Below are 17,833 nucleotides of genomic sequence, written 5' to 3'. Positions count from 1 at the left end.
AGATCATCGTAACAACACTGGTTTCCATACTCTGGAAACCGCATTATAACTGGCTTTTTTCCGTTGACATTTGGCGCGACTCCGTGCTAAAGTCAATCAAATTATTATATTCTGATAGGATTTGTCAGGATTATATTTCATTCACCTATCATTTTTAACCTATTTTAAGGAGGCTTTTCATTTGAAAAAGATCACCCAGATTACGCTGGCAGCCCTGCTCGCCGCTCCGGTAACCCTCGGCAGTCTCAGTCTGCCCGCTTCTGCTTCTGCAGCATCCGCAACGCCAGTTGCACCTAAAACGCTACAAGTGAACACCCCTGCAGCAACAGCACCAGCTGGCTACACAGAGAGTGCAGCAGATTTCGCTCAATTCCTGCAAGCCAAGTACGGTGTCCAATTGCCACAGCAATCATCCAAGGGTGATTTTATCAAAGCCATAGCAGCCATTACGCAAGCAAGTTCCGCCTCCACTACAAGTACGGATGCCACAAAGGCACCTGCCTTCAGCGATCTGAAATCGGGTGACGACGCCTACGAGGCAGCTGTTGCGCTGTTCAACAACGGTGTGTTATCAACAACGGAGGTACGTGCGAAAGATCAACTGAGCATTTACACAGCGGTATTCCTCGCCGTCAAGGCAGCTGGTTTCAAAGAACTCGCTTACACCTATCCTGCGGACAAAACAGCGAAGGCCCTTGCCAAAGCAGGCATCAAGTCGAATCGTTTGCAAGGACAAGCTGGACAAGAACTGGCCGCGGCCATTGATACAGGACTTGTTCCGGAGAGTCTGTATCCCGCTCTGGTTAAGGGCGGCGTAGCAAGCAAGGATGCAGCGAACATTTTGCTTGGACGTGTGTTGATCAGCCAAGGTAAATATAAAAATGAAATCGGACGCTCCAATGATGCAGATATCTACTCCAAGCTCTATGCTGCATATCGCACAGCAGATCTGATTGAAGCTCCGGAACTGAGAAAGATTGTAGATCAGGCGCTACGTGAGGATCTCGTTACAGGTTACAACCTGAAGGATAGCCGTTTCGACTCCAACTTTATCGATGAACTGACGTTAACTTATGGTCATGACAGCATTAATCATGCAGTACAGTTGATTGGCCTGCTTCGTAGCGAAGGCATCGATGCCGATGTACAATTCCAGCCGAAGACATCTGCTTTTATCTATTTGAAAGAGTGGGGCGAGCCGAAAGAAACACCAGACTACAAAGTTACGCAGATTGAGAATGGTAATTACATCGCTTATGCGAAGGAATATGACATTCAGTTTGAATTTAACAACACGGCGGACAAAGCCCGTTTCAACGACATCGTTCTGAAATTTGCTAAAAAGAACAGCAACAGCCAATCTCCACTGATCATCAACTCCTGGTGGCAGCCGCTGTATTACTCACCAACCGCACTGGCTAATTTCCCAGTGATTACAAACAACAAAATTACGCTTGGTCATTATTATGCCCAATCTTTCTCACTTAAAGAAAATGCCAAGGCTATTCAGGAAGGATTCCGCAAGCTGGCTCCTGAAGCAAACATCACCTCATACAACTTCTGGGTGGATCAACCTTTCTTTAATTACTTGAATGGTGGTTCCGAGTAAATATCGACCTAGATAAACACTTGACTGAAATGATCATTATTTAGCAAAATATAAAGCCGTCTTCACCGATTCGGATTCAGGTTTCGACCTCTATTTTTCGGGAAGACGGCTTTTATATATGCTTTTACAAAATTCTTCTTAAAAATCATTTTGACCATGCAGGAATTGCCAATATCAGGTCGAATTTCTTATGTACACAAACACGCAAGTATCGTTGCGCACGTCCGCAAGAACAGGGGTTAATCATGGTATACGACGGTATTCTGATCGGCTTGATTGTTGGTCTATTCAGGGGTGGGGTCCGTTATGGACTCAACCAGTTTGCAACACTGCAGCTACGCGGCGGCTGGATCTTCCCTCTACTGTTACTCTTCCAGTTTGGCATTTTCTATATGCAGGAGCGGTTGAGCTGGGTAGCATCCATTAATGGTTATCTGTTTGTCGCTGTTTATATCACCGGCCTCATCTTTTTATGGCTCAACAGACATCATCGGGGGTTCACGCTGATCTGGATCGGGGTGTTTCTCAACTTCATCGTGATGGCTCTTAATGGTGGACGCATGCCCGTCTCCGTTGAAGCTTCTGCTGTGCTTGGGCCTTATTATGTCGATCTGCTTCGGGAAGGCACCGCCGTATCCAAGCATTATATGATGGACGCATCAACCCATCTTGCTTTTCTCGGCGACATCATCCCGCTATCGAGTCCATACCCACGAACACAGGTCATCAGCATTGGTGATGTCGTGATGAATGTTGGCATATTCCTGTTTATCCAGTACATGATGGTGAATCGGGGCAAAGAAGATATATCGTCCGCAGAAACATATCAAACCCAGTGAGAATTGGGTGAGCATCGGACCAGACTCCAAGGAAGGGAGGTCTTTTCCATGAAGAAATTCGAGGGTATTAAATATTCCCGCATTGTTATCAACGCCATCATCGTAGCGTCTGTCGTTGTAGCACTTACTTCGGGATACAAGCTTGGCGGTTAGGTTCTGCTGCCACACCAGACAAACAGGCTGCGAGCGGCCTGTTTTTTCTTGCTGGATTTTTGGAAGCGATCTTGTTATGTTAAAAAATATATAGTATATACCTATACAACAATAACCAATATAAATGCATCGAGCAGGAGTCTGTTATCTTTATAAGATGTCGTGATACTGCACCTTTCGTTTATACCTAACATCACGAGTTGACTAAATCCAAGCAGGAGATTTTCTATGAACTTTATTCGTAACCTTATCCGAAAAGCAGATCGAAGCATGATGTATGTTATTTTGCTTAGCTGCACAGGGGTTGGCGTTTTTATCTATATGAACCAGTGGTCTTATGTACATCTGACTACAACCGATTGGGTCATGGTTTATACCATGCTGGGAGCCGCGCTCATCCTCGACTATTTTACGTTCCAGATTCCCCCGAAGGGTAACCAGCAATCGATGGATTCCTCTGTGTATCTGGCCTGCATATTTATGTTTGGCGGGGCATTCAGCCTCTCGGTGTTGTTGCCGATTTCTATCATTTTATTAATTAAAGACCGCAAGCTTGCCTGGTGGAAACATGTTGTCAATTTCAGTATCTATAGTCTCATGATCACCGGAGCCGCCACTGTGTTCGAATGGACAGGTGGTCAGGTCGGAGCGATTGATAGTTACAACCTGATTCCATATGTTGCAGCGCTGGCTGCCTATTTTATTATTAATACCATTACGCTAGGATTGTTCTTTCATTTTTCAACCAAAGATGCATTACAGCAGATGAAACGGGCATTCGTAACCGAATCCCTCCTGGTCTACCTCTGTACACTTATTTTGGCGCTTGTGCTTACCATTTTGGTTGTACATAACGGTGTCCTTGGTCTATTTTTATATCTCAGCCTCAGCATCTTGTTATCTCATGCGTTCAAGCAACTGTTCATCATGTACCAGTCCATTGAAGAAAAGGCAAACTCGGATCAGCGTACAGGATTGTTCAACCATAGCTATTTCGAGAGCATGCTGGAAACGGAGCTAAACAAAGCTCGTACGCAAGGAACGCCCCTCTGTCTGGGATTGCTTGATATTGATGATTTCAAAAAATATAATGATCAGTTCGGTCACCTTCAAGGTGATAGCCTGCTGGCGTTGCTTGGGGATTTTCTCATTCGCAAGACCGAAGGCACATCCGTTACCGCTTTTCGATATGGTGGAGAAGAATTCACGTTGCTCATGCCAGGCATGGAACTCGATGAGTCTTACAGATTTATGAATAAGTTACGCAAACAACTGAATGATACCCCTTTTGAAGGGGTAGAGGTTTTACCGCATGGCTGTCTCTCTTTCTCTGCCGGAATTGCTGCATACCAAGTGGATATGTATAACAAGTCTCAACTGGTGGATCAGGCGGACAAAGCGCTTTACTATGCCAAGAAGCAAGGCAAAAACAACGTACATCGCTATGGTAGCAATGACGGTATGGAGCACGAGATTGATCTGGTTCAAGACGTCCGCGACATCGAGCAGCAGCTGAACCTGTTTCAATACAAGGATATGGATACGTTCAAACATTCCAAACGGGTCTATAAATACGCGCTCGATATTAGCGAAGTGCTGAAACTGGACAATGCAGAAAAGCGGCGTTTCGTGCTTGGGGCGCTGATTCACGATATTGGCAAGCTGGAGATCCCCTGGTCTATATTGAACAAAAGAGAAAAGCTGACATGCGAGGAATGGGATACCATCAAGGGTCATGTGACTTGGGGCAAAAAAATGGTGATGACGAATGATCGCTTCGCCGATCTGATTCCGTATATTGAATTGCATCATGAGCGCTATGACGGCCATGGCTATCCTTACGGCCTGAAGGGGCATGAAATTCCTAAGCTGTGCCGGATGCTGACCGTGATCGATTCCTTTGATGCCATGACCACCGAGCGACCTTATCAGAAAACCAAAAATGTGGATGAGGCCATAGAGGAGTTGCGGGCATGTTCAGGTACGCAATTTGACCCGGAACTCGCGGAGTTGTTCATTCGGTATATCGAGAAACGAGCGGCTCATCAACTATTGCAGTAGTCTGATATATGTATAAACGCCAAAGCGCTATCCCATGAGGGATAGCGCCATTTTCATTTTTCATCGTGATGTGAAGTGTGATTTGATTCATCGAATGCATCAGGGGCCAGTTCAGTCTTGTGAAGACTCTTCGTTACTCATCGTATTCAGTTCATGCGAGGTCTGATGTAACTCTTTGATCATCTGTTGCAAAAACATGTTGTCTTGGCGACTGATCCCGTGCTGATTGTCTTGAACAAGCATCTGGTGAATGTTCTTCTTGAGCAATTCACTGCGACGTTCCAATACTTCTTGACTCATGTTGCTGCGTCACTCCTTAACATGTTTTGTAATGATTTTGCGTTCTATATAAGTATAGAGGACCTTCCCTCATAGCGAAAACGGGCAGAGCCCTCCTGAGCAGAGCACATCAACCCTCACCTAGCGTGACAGTATTTCACCCCTCTGTGTTCTTAGATATCCTTCTAAATACTCCATGATGCTCCCCCATTTCCTGTAAACAGCCCGGACTAGGGTCTTGGACAAGGTTGCGTTATAATGATCCCATTACCCTCATTGTGGAAAAGGTACAACCTGCTACAGTATGATGTATCCAGCCCTTAAAAGGAGTTATGTATATATGTCCTATAAACAGATCAAATGGATGATCCTGCTAATTCCCACCATCACCGTGGGACTGTGGGAATATATTCGCCATCAGTTTCTGATGCCTTATCTATCGATGGATGCCGGAAACTGGTTGACACCTGTAATTGTATATCTTGTCAGCGTGACACTGCTAAGCCGTTTGTTCCTGATGTTAGAAGGGGCCCGAGCTGCCCTCGAACAAGAGCGAGCATCCAAAACGGCGCTTGAAGCGCGTGACCAGCTTGCCCGGGAACTGCATGACGGCATTTCACAATCGCTATTCCTGCTCTCGGTAAAGACTGACAAAGCAGGACGCAGTCTTGCAGGCACCAGCCATGAGCAGGATCTGCGCGAGATTCAAAAAACCGTGCACGAAGTCAATACATATGTAAGGCAAGCTATTGCTCAGTTGCGTTATGTACCTTCACCTGTTGCTGATCCTGAAGCCGTCGCTTTGCAAGCTCAGGTCGAAGCCATCGTGAGTGATACCGTTCCAGAAGCAGATATAGAATGGAATCTGACCGAAGTTTCCTTCTCGGCCAAAGAGCAGGTAGAACTGCTTGCTTGTATTCGGGAAGCACTGCTTAACGTACGCAAACATGCCCATGCCACCAAAGTGGAAGTTTACACTAAAGGCAATGCCTCTAACTGGTCTGTTCATATCCGTGACAACGGTACTGGAATTCAAGGCGATCCGATGCTGTTCAAGGACCGGTACGGTTTACGAATCACAAAAGAACGAGCCGAGCAGATGGGGTGGACATTCCAGCTTGATTCGACACCAGGTAATACACAAATGATCATTGGAAAGGGGCAGACTTGATGGAACTGGTACGTGTACTCGTTGTTGACGATCACGCACATGCGCGTGAGGCGATATGCACCATTTTATCCGAAGATAGCCTGTTTGAAGTCATTGGCACAGCCAAAAATGGGCAGGAAGCGATTGAGCTAACCGAACACTGGATGCCTGACCTGATTCTGATGGATGTGCAGATGCCCGATATGGATGGACTCGAAGCAACAAGGCAGATTAAACTGCGTTTCCCATACGTCATGATCGTAATGGTCACCGTATCGGATGATGTCACTTACCTCTTTGAAGCATTGAAACAAGGAGCCCAAGGTTATCTACGCAAAAATTTATCTCCTTCCACTTGGCTGGAATACCTTCGCGCCATTGTTAGTGACGATGCACCGCTGAGCAAGGAGCTAGCATACCGAATATTGCAGGAGTTTCCCGCTCCTCGCAGTGAGGATGTGCAAGAGAATCCGTTAACCGCTCGCGAATTGGAGATTCTGCAATGGGTATCTGCCGGGTACACCAATCGTGAAATTGCCGAGCAGCTCGGTATCTCGGATCAGACCGTCAAGAATCATCTGAAGAACATTCTGCAGAAGCTACAGCTGGAGAACCGGGTGCAGCTCACTCGCTACGCATTAGAGAGCGGGCTTGCCGGGCGCAAGCCTCGTAAATAAAACATGTTTCAGAGCGAATAGAATAGGGAAGTCTACCACAAAACGATTTACTTCTGATATGCGTTATGTAATAGCACCACTTATAAATGTGCATCATTTCAAGCATTTGTCACAAATATGCAGTAATCCATGATTTTTTATAGCCCTATGTAGTCATACGCCTTCATTTTGGACAAAGTTATAATGGTATAGATTATGTGTGAACGACGAATTATGGATAATTGTAAATCTATAACCCAAGGGTGATGATTTTTTGAGAGTAAGAAGCTTAACCCTGCGTTGGAGCAAACGTCACTGGGCGCTGCTCACCAGTCTGTTACTGGTGTTCTGTCTGGTGATGCCGCAATGGGCATCTGCTCATGCTTATATCGTGAAGGCGTCTCCTGAAGAAAATGAACTGCTCGTTACTGCACCGCAGCGGCTGACGTTGGAGTTTAATGAATCATTGCAGACGGCCTTTTATGATATTAAAATTACCGGACCTGACGGAAATCAAGCGGACAATGGTGACGTACAGATTGACTCAGAACGCCCGCACATTCTGGAAACGGGTCTGAAGCCTGGCCTTGCTGACGGGACATATCTCGTCAATTGGAAGGCCGTATCTGCCGATGGTCATCCAATCTCTGGAGCGTATGTGTTCCATATCGGTGAGCCTACCGGAGCACCTGCCGGATTGAAGGATTTGGCGTCCGGTTCAGGTGCCACCGGTGGCCCATTGAAATGGATCGTGTCATTCACGGACTGGATTCAATATCTCGGTCTGTCCGTCATTCTGGGTACGCTCGCCTTCCTGCTACTGCGAATTGCCCCAGCTTCCCTGCTACGGGAACCGATGGAGGCACCGGGTAGCTACAAATTGCTCTGGATCAGCTATGCTGCTGCTTCCTTTGCCGCACTAATAAGCCTTCCGCTGAACACACTCTATGAGTCAGGTGTCAATCTCGGCGAATTCAGTTGGGCCTTATTAGGCAGTGCGCTCAAACTGACCTCCTTCGGTCAGATCTGGATGTTACAGATGCTGATTGCCATGTTGATTGCAGTCACACTACTGTCCGGTTATGATCTGGATCGATCCCTGCGCGTGCGAATCTGGTCCTCATACGGATCATTGGTGCTGGTTCTAGGCTGGCTGCTTACCCATGCTATGACGGGGCATCCTGCTGCCGCAGAGCAACGTGTGCTTGCTGTAGCCATGGACTTTGTACATCTTGCTGCTGCTGCATTCTGGATCGGGGCTCTCACCGCTATGGCAGTGTGTCTGCCTGCACTCACCAATCGATTGCCTGCAAAATTGCGAGGCGAAGTCTACTGGGCAGCGATAAGGAGATTTACCGTTTGGGGTATCGGTGCTGTAGCCGTTTTGATCGCTACGGGTATCTATGGCAGTCTGGTCATCCTGCCCGCACCGCTACTGAACTCTTTATTCACAACAGCATATGGCCTGGTTCTGATTGGTAAAATTCTGCTACTTATCGTGATGATCGGTTTCGCGCTGATACATGCCAATCGAGCAAGAGCCGCTACAGGTAAGCAGTTGTCTGGCAGTCTAAAGGCTGAACTGGTTACAGGTGCCATCATTCTTGCGCTCGCGGCTGTACTGACACATCTGTCTCCAGGTCAGCCAGCACCCGTCGGTCCTTATAAGGGCACACAAACGACAGATGATGGCTCCGTGATAACACTCCAGGTAAGCCCAAACGTAGTGGGAGAAAATCAGTTCGAAGTCAGCATAAAGCGAGCGGATGGCAGTATCGTCAAAGATCTCGAACAGGTGACGTTGTCTCTGATCCATCTGGATATGGATATGGGTATCTATGAGATCACCATTCCGAAGAACGATACGGGCGTATACAAGGCGGAGGACTACATCTCTATGCCGGGCAAGTGGAGTATCCAAGTCCACGCGTTAACTCGGTCACTTGATGCCCTCGATGCCGAGTTCAAGATTGAGGCAGCAAAGCCGTAGTAAACAACGAAACCATTTTTAAAAGAGTGAAGTGTATCTAACAACGATTGCATAAGAAAGAATGAGAGGGGTTATCATTTTGAAAAAGACATCATGGGTATCCAAATTAACATCTGCTATGGCAACAGGTGCAGCAGCATTCCTGCTGTTCTCCGGTTTGGCCAGCGCTCACGTCACGGTAAATCCGTCCGTCGCACAAACGAGTGCATGGCAGACATATACGATTAAAATACCGTCTGAGAAAGAGTTGCCAACAACCAAAATTACACTCAAAATTCCAGAGGGTGTTGCATTTAAGCAATATCAGCCACTGTCTGGATGGAAGATCACAACTGAGAAAAATGATTCTAAAGAAGTAACCTCGATCACTTGGGAGATTGATGGAGATAACCAAGGGATTCTGGCTGGACAGTTCCAACAGTTTAACTTTGTTGCACAGAACCCAAAGACAGAAACAGAAGTGGCATGGGATGCCTTCCAATATTACAGTGATGGCAGCATTGTAGAGTGGACAGGCCAGCCGGGGGCAAACTCTCCTCACAGCATCACAACCATCAGCGAAGATCCGGCATCTGCTGGTAATGCCGCAACAGGCGGATCAAGTAATGGGCATGACAGTGCAGGTACTGCTGGCACTGCGACAGGTGACAAAGCTTCTGACACTGCGACTGATGGCAAAAAAGAAAATGATGACACTACTCTCGGCGATGCTCTCTCCGATACGGTAACAGGTCAACCGAACAACACGGATTCCGATGCAGGTACGTTGAAGCTACAACAAGCAACGTTAATCGTATCGATCCTGGCTCTGATCATGTCCTTCCTGGGCATCGCACTGGCTACTCGCCGCAAAAAGCGTTAATCTGCAGTTCTCTTACCCGGGGTCACCCGAGGAGATCATTGTAAAAAGATGCAAAAAGGAGTTTGCAGCGAACGGGATAACCCCGTTCATGCTACAAACTCCTTTTTTGGTTAACTCATATCTAGAATCCAGATAACTTGCCGTGCACGATACATGCGCCATCCGCAATATGGCACACCGTTGCATATTAACGTTGCTGATCCGTTTGAATCATAAATTCAATATACTGGATCAGACTTTTCTTCTGCATCTCGATGGATTGGATACGCTTGGCGAGACCTGCGAAAAATTCTTCAATCTGTTGCCTCGTATGATCCGCAGATTGTCCTTTCCAATCGTTCAGACGGCTGTACAGCGCCCTTGCCTCCTGCTCATCCGCTTGCATGCGAACCAGTAGCTGTGACAGCTCTTTTTCCGCAATCCGCAGGTCATTCAATTCCACCAGCAATTGTCCGCTCATCCGTGGTTCCCTCCCCCTCAGTGCACGTTCTCACCTTGAATACTCAATGCTATCTCTCCAGCCTGTCATTTATAACTAGTTAAAATGTACCGGACTCTCATCCGCTTGCCGGAAAGCCTCCGCCTTTTCCTCAATAAAGTTCAGGAACTGGCTCGTATGCTTCATATGCCATGTGCTCAGCTCCTGGATAGACGCATCCAAGTGAGTCACAATGGGCTCCAGTCTGCGGCTACGGCTTGTATGTAAATACTGAGCCATACGTGTCCGCACCTGATTCAACTCGGCATTGCACTGCTGGGCATTTTGTTTCCAGCGGGAAGCCACACTTTTCAGTTCCTCCGGGGTAACCTGGATTAGACCAGATCCCAGCGCCGCAGCCGCTCCTCTGCCGGCACCGCCTCTCAGCCCCATCGGACCTACCGCTTTGCTCAGCGGTCCCAGATTCTCCATAAGTCGTGGCGAATAACGAACCCGCTCACCCGTGATCGGATCATACAACTCGTTGGAAATGTAACCATTTTTGAAGTTATACTGATCCAGGCTGTGGTAGTTTTCTCCGCCAAATGTATTCTTGATTTTATCAATCAGACTTACACCATTATTGGCATCTGCGTAATTCGAATCAATATAATACGTAGAACCTACATGACGATCATATCCGCCTAACGTTCCGCTAGCGACCAGATCGCCCGGACTCGCATAGTTCGTCACTTGGCCATCCAACTCACCTGCCTCTACCCGCCGACGCATCTCAGGAGTCAAGTTGCCCATCACTGAAGGTGCACTGAATGTAACCGCAGGAAGACCTGTATAAGCGGAAGCATACTGCGCATCCCCACCTCCGAGAGAATGTCCTGTCAGAGAGAAATTCAGATCGCCATACTTTTCTTTCATATGGTTCGCATAATCTTCCGACTGATACATCTGGTTAGCCCAGCCCGTAGGCGAATAGGTCTTTTCGATATCCTTTACTCGATCGCCCGTCCAGTTTTGTACATCTCTTACCCTGTCGCCAGCCCAGTTCTCCACTTTGGAAATACCTGTGGAATCTTTGATATTCTGAACGCCTCTATCGAGCCAATCCGGTGTCAGGTTGTCTACAAATTGTGCCGTGTCTTGTTGCCCTTTGCGGATCAACTCTCCGCCCCCGATGCGTGCATCCATCACGAAATCAGGCACCGAGCGGTCCAGAGAGGCACTCCCCTCGGTTCCCCGATAGGCAATGACTGCCTCCTTGGTCTCCGGATTATAAAACGTTACGGCATCGAAGCCGGAAAATTTATTACTCTCTGTGCCCTCCAGTACTTGCCAGCCGGGAAGCTCCGTCAGACGGTCACCTGCCTTTTGATCCTGATAGGCTAACTCCGATAAGGTTTTGTACGTTTCATCATCAATGTTCCTGCCGTTACTCAATCACTGCACCTCCCCTTTTATTTGGCGTATGGATCATGTCCTTTAGCTTTAATGACTTCCTCGAGCTCGGGACTAATCACGAGATTTTTGGTGATTTTTTTCTTGTAATCGTACGATATGCCAAAGGTCTGATCGTCATGATCCTTCACATGCCCCTTCAGTCCGATCTGCGACATCGCCATCTCTGGCAGCAGTTCCTTGCTCGTAACGACCACATCCAGTTCAAACTTTTCTTTGAAGTGCTGCACCACAACCTTCTCAGCTTCCTGGTACAACGCCTGTTTTTCACTCTCTGTCATCTTCTGACACCCTCCCAGCAATATAGTGAACACCATCATCAGTGCGAATAAACTTCTCATCCATTTTGTGCGCGGAATAGCAATTCCCCCTTTTGGCTCAAACCTGTGTAAGTAAAGAGCGCCCCCTTCACCTGTTACATGCATCATAGTACAAAATCAACATAAGGCACATCCGCTCACAGGAGCGTTTTCCTGAAACTTTTCTCCTAGTTGATTCATGCCTATATTTGGGTGTATATTACCCGCTTCTAAGACTGCTGTACCATTTAGGCCCTAACTTTTTCCATATAAAAATAAAAAAAACTTTCCTCCGAGCACCGGCTGGTGTCAAAAAGAAAGCTTGATTATAAATGACACCCTCTTATCCAGGCCCAGCGAAGCAGAGACACCTCATAAATAACATGCTCTATCCATATTGTCTGAGCTGGGCCTCATTCAGCTGCTCTCCTACGAGTCTCTGATACGCGTCACACCTTGTAACCAACTCTTCATGTGTTCCCGCATCGACAAGTTCTCCCTGATCCAGCACATAGATCGTGTCGGCATTTCGAATGGTGCTCAGCCTGTGAGCAATAATAATTTGCGTACATTTCAACATGCTTAAGTTCCCGGCAATCGTAGATTCCGTTAACGTATCCAGTGCGCTGGTTGCTTCATCCAAAAGCAGAATTTTGGGCCTGCTCACAAGCGCCCGTGCAAGAGCTACCCGTTGTTTCTGTCCCCCGGACAGATTAGAGCCTGCCTCCGAAATTAACGTGTTATATTTCATCGGCATGCGTTCGATATCTGCATGAATATCGGCAAGTTTTGCAGCAAACATTACCTCTTCTGCAGTTGCTTCTTCCGCATGCAGCTTGATGTTATCGTAAACGGTATTGTTAAACACGAAGTTATCCTGAAGAACGATGCTGACTTGATCACGAATATGTTGAGGATCTAATTCCTCCGCATGAATGCCATCGAAATAAATATTTCCTTGTGTAGGGGTGTACAACCCCACTAGCAATTTAGCGAGAGTACTTTTACCAGAGCCAGATCTGCCAACGAGAGCCACCTTCTGTCCTGCTTTAATGGTCATACTAATGTCATTAAGCACAGGACTACTGTACTCCGTATATTTGAAGCTCACATGGTCAATCGTAATATCACCCTGAAGCTCGGCAACATGCACCATCTCATTTGGTTTCTTCTGAAAAGACCGACCCTTTTCTGCCAAAATCACATCATAAATCCGATCCAGCAACGCATCCGCCATTACGAACTCATTCAGCATCAAGGCAAGTGAATTAAGCGGCCCCAAAAAAAGTGCAGCCAGAGACTGGAATGAAACAAGCATACCTAACGTCATGTTGCCCTGCATAATCTGGTACAAACCCACAAGCAAAATGAGCATCGGTGTCATAAAATTCAAAGTATTGGTTATCGTGTTAACTCGAGTTTGAAAAATAGCCTTTTCCTTCACCGTGGCAAGCTGGCGTTTAAATAACTCCCGCCATTTTTCTTCCGTGCGCTGCTCGATACCGAGAGATTTAATTGTTGAAATCCCTTCTAACACTTCGGTCATAAAAGATCCTGCCAAGCTCTGAGCTACAATCTGAGTTTGCGTCAGTTTTTTGAACCTGCTGCGCGTGTATACAAAAATAAGAACCTGTGTTATTCCTATACCTAGCAACGTGAACGCAATAATGCGTGATTGAATGACAATGTAGGTAAACGTCACCACAATTAAAAATAAATTGATGAACGTGGAAATCATTTTTTGCGACAAAATTTCCCGGATGGTAACATTGCTGTTGACTCGCATCATCAGATCTCCGCGAGAGCGAATCTCAAAATATTGATACGGGAGCTTCAACATGTGGGACACAAAATTGGTGGTTAACTGCGAATCCAGCACTTCCTGAAGGCGCACGATCCACATATCTTTCACATATCCAAAACCGATCTGAAACAAGGTTAATAAAGCCACACTGGTGAGCAACACGGGAAAAATGGAGTATCCCTCATTGCCCGTTACCGCATCAATCGAAACCTGCATCAGGAACGGAAAAAGCACCGATACAAGCTGTAATCCCAGGGCAAGCAATACGGCCCATACAAAATACTTTTTGTTGCTGCGAATCAAATCTTTGAAATACGCTACTTTACTCATCTTTTTTTCTGAAAAAGGGACAAACCCCTCATCCGGGTATACCAGCAGAAAAATACCTGAATATTTCTCTTCGAACTCCTGTTTAGTGATCGTCATTCTTCCCATGGCAGGATCAACAATGGTATATAACTTACCAGCCTTAATCTCCTCAAGCACAATAAAATGTCGTTGCTCCCAGAAACAGATGATCGGCAAGAAATCATTGCTGAGTGAAGGCACAGGTGCCTTTTTGGCTACACCTTTCAGATGGTAGGTTTCGGCTACCTCCTTCATTTTCAACATGGAACTTCCGTCACGACCGCTCCCCAGCATGGCAAATCGTTCCTTCAGATCGGTAAAATCGGCTTCATAGCCGTAGTACGCAAGCAACATATGCAAACAGCTGGGCCCGCAGTCGTATTGATTCATTTGCAATTTAACAGGAATTTTTCGCTGTGCCTTGCCACGCAGACGGCTAAATACTGAACGTTTAGGCATAATGCTGTCCCGGTTCAGATGACGGCTCTGCCGTATACTCCTGCTGTCTGGTAAAAGCCATCTCCACTCTATCCTGCTGCGTGACCTGCTCTACATCCTTCAGTTCATGGCTTACCGGCCCTTCCATCATAAGTACAGAAGGCAGTGTCCGATTATACAGCCGCAGTAACTGGTATCCGATTCCGGCCAGACCCAGCATAAGTCCTGGTATTTGTTGACGACTCGGAATGCCGCATCTCCAGTGACCGTTATCCTCTCTAACCTTGGTCATGATATAATCAGCCATTTGATAAGCGTATGCTTCTAACGTTTCATCCTGCCAATAGTCGGCTGCGAGCAAGATCAGCTCCAAATTCCCCATATCTCCGTGACATAGTGAATAACTGACTTCTGTGAAACCATCTTCCATAGTCTTGGTCACCGCTCGGCGAATGTCTTTTTCCAGCACATCTATAGGCCCGCGGAAGCTTAACTCCTGTGCTGTTCCTACCCGGGCAATACCCAAACCGGGTGCGCCATTACACCAATACATGACATAATGTTCTTCCGACATATTGCCATCCGTGAACCGGAGATCCTTCCAGTTGTTCACTTCGGAACTGTAGATCGATTTCTCATATTTAATTCCTTCCAAACAAGCTTCAAAATAAGGTTCGTGACCTGTAACACGGTACAGACGGGCAAGACTCAGACATATGCCTGCGTTTCCATGTGCAATGCCGCTAAGGGGCACTTTATTGATCGCCGATGTCACCCATGCCAAGCCTTGTTCCATCGGCCCAGCCAGCTTAAGCAGACGATCTGCGCATCTTGTAGCTATGTCCAGTGCCTTAGGCAGGTGGAACATCGTATACAAATCCACGCATGCCATTAATGTGCCTGCACAACCTGAGATGACATCCAGCCGCTCATCTTCCTCGATCATCTCATCCAGTATATCCAGCAGTTCGAGCAGTTCCGGGTGAACATCCTGCTGGGAGTATACCTTCGCTTTATGCACTAACAAATAGAGAAGTGATCCGTAACCTGTAAACAGAGAGATATTTCTGTCCATGTTTTTGCGAATCATCTCCCAGGCCGTCTGGATACACAAATCGACCATCTCCGTATACTTCCCGTCACCCGTCTCTTGACCTAGATAAAGATAGAAATAAGCGATGCCCGTGACCCCATTGTATAGACCCAGTTCCGAGGATTTATAGATCAGTTTCTCGTCCGCATCCATGCCCATGCTGATCCAGGATACGGTGCTGCCCTCATCTCCCGTGATCGCGATATCCTTAATATAATCACCAATCCTTACCGCTTCACGTAAGTAATCAGCTCGGGTCGTGGAGATTGGATGCCCGTTCAACGCCTCTGGCCGTACACTCGCTGTACTCTTCTCCATAGCGAACGAGCGCTCCAGTACATACTTCGTTTGCAGTGTACGCTCCGTAAATTCCCACTGCATATCCATATCATCTTCATTCATGGCCCGAACCTTTGTCTCCGTCTGGGTCAAGATATCCGAGTCATAAACACCCTCAATGGCTTGATTATCCGAATGATGAAACAGCACCTTCTCACCAATTAATGTTTTGAACATGGGCACATCTCCGTGCAACAGATCATGGCATTCATAGCTGACCAGTTTCTCACGGTTACGATCCTGCCGGACGATGGCCCACATCATGTCAAACAGCAGACTTTTGTCCAGCCCATTGCGTAAATATTTAGGATGAGAGCTGGCTTCGATTAATGTAAAATAGGTCACGGTTGGCCGAACAATTGTCCGCACAGCACACCCATGAAAATGGTGGCGTACTGCCATGATGAAACGGTCTTTTTGCTCCATGATGGAACGATAAGTGCGATAGAACCCTTCTTTTAAACGATGGATATGGCGTTCGGGTTGTATTGGCGTTTGATTGTAAGATGGCAGGTGACTGAACCGACTTACAGCAATCTTGCTTCGTTTGATCCTCATCATATCTGTGTTTTTATCGTGAACCTCATAGGTATTGAGAATCTGTTCCACATCTCCGGCAAGCCCGCTCAGATCACTATGATACAAGGCGTTGGAGTCCAGCGTAGGGAGCATGCTTGTTTTTAATACGGAATCATTCAATATCGAAAGGGTCTTCTCCAGTGCCGTATACTGCTCCTTCTCATCCATATACTTGAAGGGTTGATTGTGCAGCAAAGACTCCAGATCTACGAAGAACGGATGCTCTCCTTGGGAAACGATATTTTCCATGTGCATATCCGTTGCATTTAATGCATATAGAATCGCTAAATATTGTCCCTGTCTCTCAAAAAAGCGTTCTGCCTCTTCCTCCCGGGTTACTTCCTCGTAAGAAATATATTGTTGCCAGCCATACTCGGAACGGTCCAGCGTTTTGGTAATCCGGAAAGGCAATCCAATCTCCTGTTCATTAAACCAATGTAGTATACCAGCAAATGCAGTATCAATTGCCATGTCTCTTGGCTTGTACATGACATCAACGTCCCCGGTAAATTTCAACCGCAGCACGCTGGCTCCACCATTATGGGAATCCCCAAGAAATACGATATCCTCCAGCCTGTCCAGTTTAAAATCAAACAAAGATTCCAGTTCATGACGGTCGGCCGTCAATCGCTCCAGAACCCGAATCATATTCTGATTGATCCGCAACGTCTGCTCGGCAATACCTCGGGCAAGAACCGGATATTCCAGTAACAGGTTGAGAATTTGTTCTCTGGACTGAATTTTCTCGCTTACAAAATGCAAATATCTCTGCCGGGAATCTTCACCTATCAATTCCTCCTGGAGCCGAGCTTTATTTAGTTCATAGATGAGTGTCTTCGCAGACAAGTGAAACACTTTATCCGAGACGGTCTTCAGTACAAGCCCGATGACACGGCGCCGATCCAGCCACTCATATCCTTCTGAAAGACCCTCTGTCATGATCTGAATAGATCGTTGCAGAAAAGGTTGTGAAAACTCAAAAAAAGGGATTTCCTCTGTATTGCCCTCGATGAAATATGTAATATCCTCATGCTCATTCTCAAGAAACGTCTTCCGAAGCTCCTGATGCCAGCCCATATCTGTAAACGCGTACTGGAAATCTGGAGTTTGAAATAGACTATTCACCTTATTCATGTCCATAGATTCAGCCTGGAATCGATCCGCTAATTGCTCCTGATCCTGAAAGAACTGATCCAGCCACAACTTCATTCTTACATCGTTTGAGGATACTGCATCTCCATGAGCGGAAGGCTCGGCAGCAACTTCAAGTTCATACTGCTTGTATTTCTCTGTCAAATATAAAGCATCACCCCAGCGGGAGTTATTCAACTGCTCCTGTATGCTCATCGTTTTCTCTCCCTTTCTAAATCAATGGTGGTAAACAGGCAAACGCCATATAAATACTTCAAGCACATAACTGAGATCAGCTATGTGCTTGAAGAA

Annotated in this window: 13 protein-coding genes; 7 read left to right on the top strand and 6 right to left on the bottom strand. The window is 46.7% G+C overall.

Annotated elements, in window-relative coordinates; translation table 11 throughout:
* Positions 1-181: 181 nt before the first annotated feature.
* From MHI38_RS18585 to MHI38_RS18575, 3 genes are all read left to right on the top strand, one after another.
* On the top strand, positions 182-1,609 hold the full coding sequence (locus MHI38_RS18585; RefSeq protein ID WP_341181516.1) for a hypothetical protein: 1,428 nt from the start codon (positions 182-184) through the stop codon (positions 1,607-1,609).
* A gap of 245 nt (positions 1,610-1,854) precedes the next feature.
* The gene (locus MHI38_RS18580; protein ID WP_341181515.1) at positions 1,855-2,448 is read left to right on the top strand and encodes a DUF5317 domain-containing protein; all 594 of its coding nucleotides are present in this window, start codon (positions 1,855-1,857) and stop codon (positions 2,446-2,448) included.
* 381 nt (positions 2,449-2,829) lie between these two features.
* The gene (locus MHI38_RS18575; protein WP_154891451.1) at positions 2,830-4,662 is read left to right on the top strand and encodes a bifunctional diguanylate cyclase/phosphohydrolase; all 1,833 of its coding nucleotides are present in this window, start codon (positions 2,830-2,832) and stop codon (positions 4,660-4,662) included.
* Positions 4,663-4,773: 111 nt separating this feature from the next.
* Here MHI38_RS18575 and MHI38_RS18570 read toward each other — a convergent pair whose 3' ends face one another.
* Positions 4,774-4,962, bottom strand: coding sequence for a hypothetical protein (locus tag MHI38_RS18570; protein ID WP_090918827.1), 189 nt, complete (start codon positions 4,960-4,962; stop codon positions 4,774-4,776).
* A 319-nt stretch (positions 4,963-5,281) separates the two neighbouring features.
* On the opposite strand from MHI38_RS18570, the gene MHI38_RS18565 reads away from it, so the two are divergent.
* The 4 genes from MHI38_RS18565 (at position 5,282) to MHI38_RS18550 (ending at position 9,599) form a co-directional block, all read left to right on the top strand.
* The gene (locus MHI38_RS18565; RefSeq protein WP_154891452.1) at positions 5,282-6,112 is read left to right on the top strand and encodes a sensor histidine kinase; all 831 of its coding nucleotides are present in this window, start codon (positions 5,282-5,284) and stop codon (positions 6,110-6,112) included.
* Positions 6,112-6,768 (top strand): response regulator, encoded by a 657-nt coding sequence (locus MHI38_RS18560; RefSeq protein ID WP_090918831.1) that lies wholly within the window; start codon positions 6,112-6,114, stop codon positions 6,766-6,768. The genes MHI38_RS18565 and MHI38_RS18560 overlap by 1 nt, the downstream gene beginning before the upstream one ends.
* A gap of 253 nt (positions 6,769-7,021) precedes the next feature.
* The gene (locus tag MHI38_RS18555) at positions 7,022-8,737 is read left to right on the top strand and encodes a copper resistance protein CopC (RefSeq protein WP_341181514.1); all 1,716 of its coding nucleotides are present in this window, start codon (positions 7,022-7,024) and stop codon (positions 8,735-8,737) included.
* Between the two features lie 79 nt (positions 8,738-8,816).
* Positions 8,817-9,599 (top strand): YcnI family copper-binding membrane protein, encoded by a 783-nt coding sequence (locus MHI38_RS18550; protein WP_261771712.1) that lies wholly within the window; start codon positions 8,817-8,819, stop codon positions 9,597-9,599.
* Positions 9,600-9,786: 187 nt separating this feature from the next.
* Here MHI38_RS18550 and MHI38_RS18545 read toward each other — a convergent pair whose 3' ends face one another.
* The 5 genes from MHI38_RS18545 to MHI38_RS18525 all read right to left on the bottom strand — a co-directional run bounded on the left by MHI38_RS18545 (position 9,787) and on the right by MHI38_RS18525 (position 17,737).
* Positions 9,787-10,059: a hypothetical protein gene (locus MHI38_RS18545; protein ID WP_090918837.1), complete on the bottom strand. Its 273-nt coding sequence runs from the start codon at positions 10,057-10,059 to the stop codon at positions 9,787-9,789.
* Between the two features lie 75 nt (positions 10,060-10,134).
* Positions 10,135-11,472 carry a hypothetical protein gene (locus tag MHI38_RS18540; protein WP_186809805.1) on the bottom strand — a complete coding sequence of 446 codons (1,338 nt, stop codon included), beginning with the start codon at positions 11,470-11,472 and terminating at the stop codon, positions 10,135-10,137.
* A 17-nt stretch (positions 11,473-11,489) separates the two neighbouring features.
* Complete coding sequence (locus tag MHI38_RS18535) at positions 11,490-11,771, bottom strand: hypothetical protein (protein WP_154891455.1); 282 nt, start codon at positions 11,769-11,771, stop codon at positions 11,490-11,492.
* Between the two features lie 406 nt (positions 11,772-12,177).
* Positions 12,178-14,400: a peptidase domain-containing ABC transporter gene (locus MHI38_RS18530; protein WP_341181513.1), complete on the bottom strand. Its 2,223-nt coding sequence runs from the start codon at positions 14,398-14,400 to the stop codon at positions 12,178-12,180.
* A complete protein-coding gene (locus tag MHI38_RS18525) occupies positions 14,393-17,737 on the bottom strand; it encodes a type 2 lanthipeptide synthetase LanM family protein (RefSeq protein ID WP_341181512.1) in 3,345 nt (1,114 codons plus the stop codon). The genes MHI38_RS18530 and MHI38_RS18525 overlap by 8 nt, the downstream gene beginning before the upstream one ends.
* Positions 17,738-17,833: the final 96 nt, after the last annotated feature.

It is taken from the genome of Paenibacillus sp. FSL K6-1558 (assembly GCF_038002565.1).
Taxonomy (GTDB): Bacteria; Bacillota; Bacilli; order Paenibacillales; family Paenibacillaceae; genus Paenibacillus; species Paenibacillus polysaccharolyticus.
The sequence above is the reverse complement of the archived record's forward strand: the minus strand, read 5'-3'. Positions and strand labels throughout refer to the sequence as shown.

Bases quoted from the DNA above. Each gene is read 5' to 3' on its own strand.
- MHI38_RS18535 (WP_154891455.1), bottom strand. From the start codon at position 11,771: ATGACAGAGAGTGAAAAACAGGCGTTGTACCAGGAAGCTGAGAAGGTT.
- MHI38_RS18525 (WP_341181512.1), bottom strand. From the start codon at position 17,737: ATGAGCATACAGGAGCAGTTGAATAACTCCCGCTGGGGTGATGCTTTA.
- MHI38_RS18575 (WP_154891451.1), top strand. From the start codon at position 2,830: ATGAACTTTATTCGTAACCTTATCCGAAAAGCAGATCGAAGCATGATG.
- MHI38_RS18570 (WP_090918827.1), bottom strand. From the start codon at position 4,962: ATGAGTCAAGAAGTATTGGAACGTCGCAGTGAATTGCTCAAGAAGAAC.
- MHI38_RS18560 (WP_090918831.1), top strand. From the start codon at position 6,112: ATGGAACTGGTACGTGTACTCGTTGTTGACGATCACGCACATGCGCGT.
- MHI38_RS18580 (WP_341181515.1), top strand. From the start codon at position 1,855: ATGGTATACGACGGTATTCTGATCGGCTTGATTGTTGGTCTATTCAGG.
- MHI38_RS18545 (WP_090918837.1), bottom strand. From the start codon at position 10,059: ATGAGCGGACAATTGCTGGTGGAATTGAATGACCTGCGGATTGCGGAA.
- MHI38_RS18565 (WP_154891452.1), top strand. From the start codon at position 5,282: ATGTCCTATAAACAGATCAAATGGATGATCCTGCTAATTCCCACCATC.
- MHI38_RS18530 (WP_341181513.1), bottom strand. From the start codon at position 14,400: ATGCCTAAACGTTCAGTATTTAGCCGTCTGCGTGGCAAGGCACAGCGA.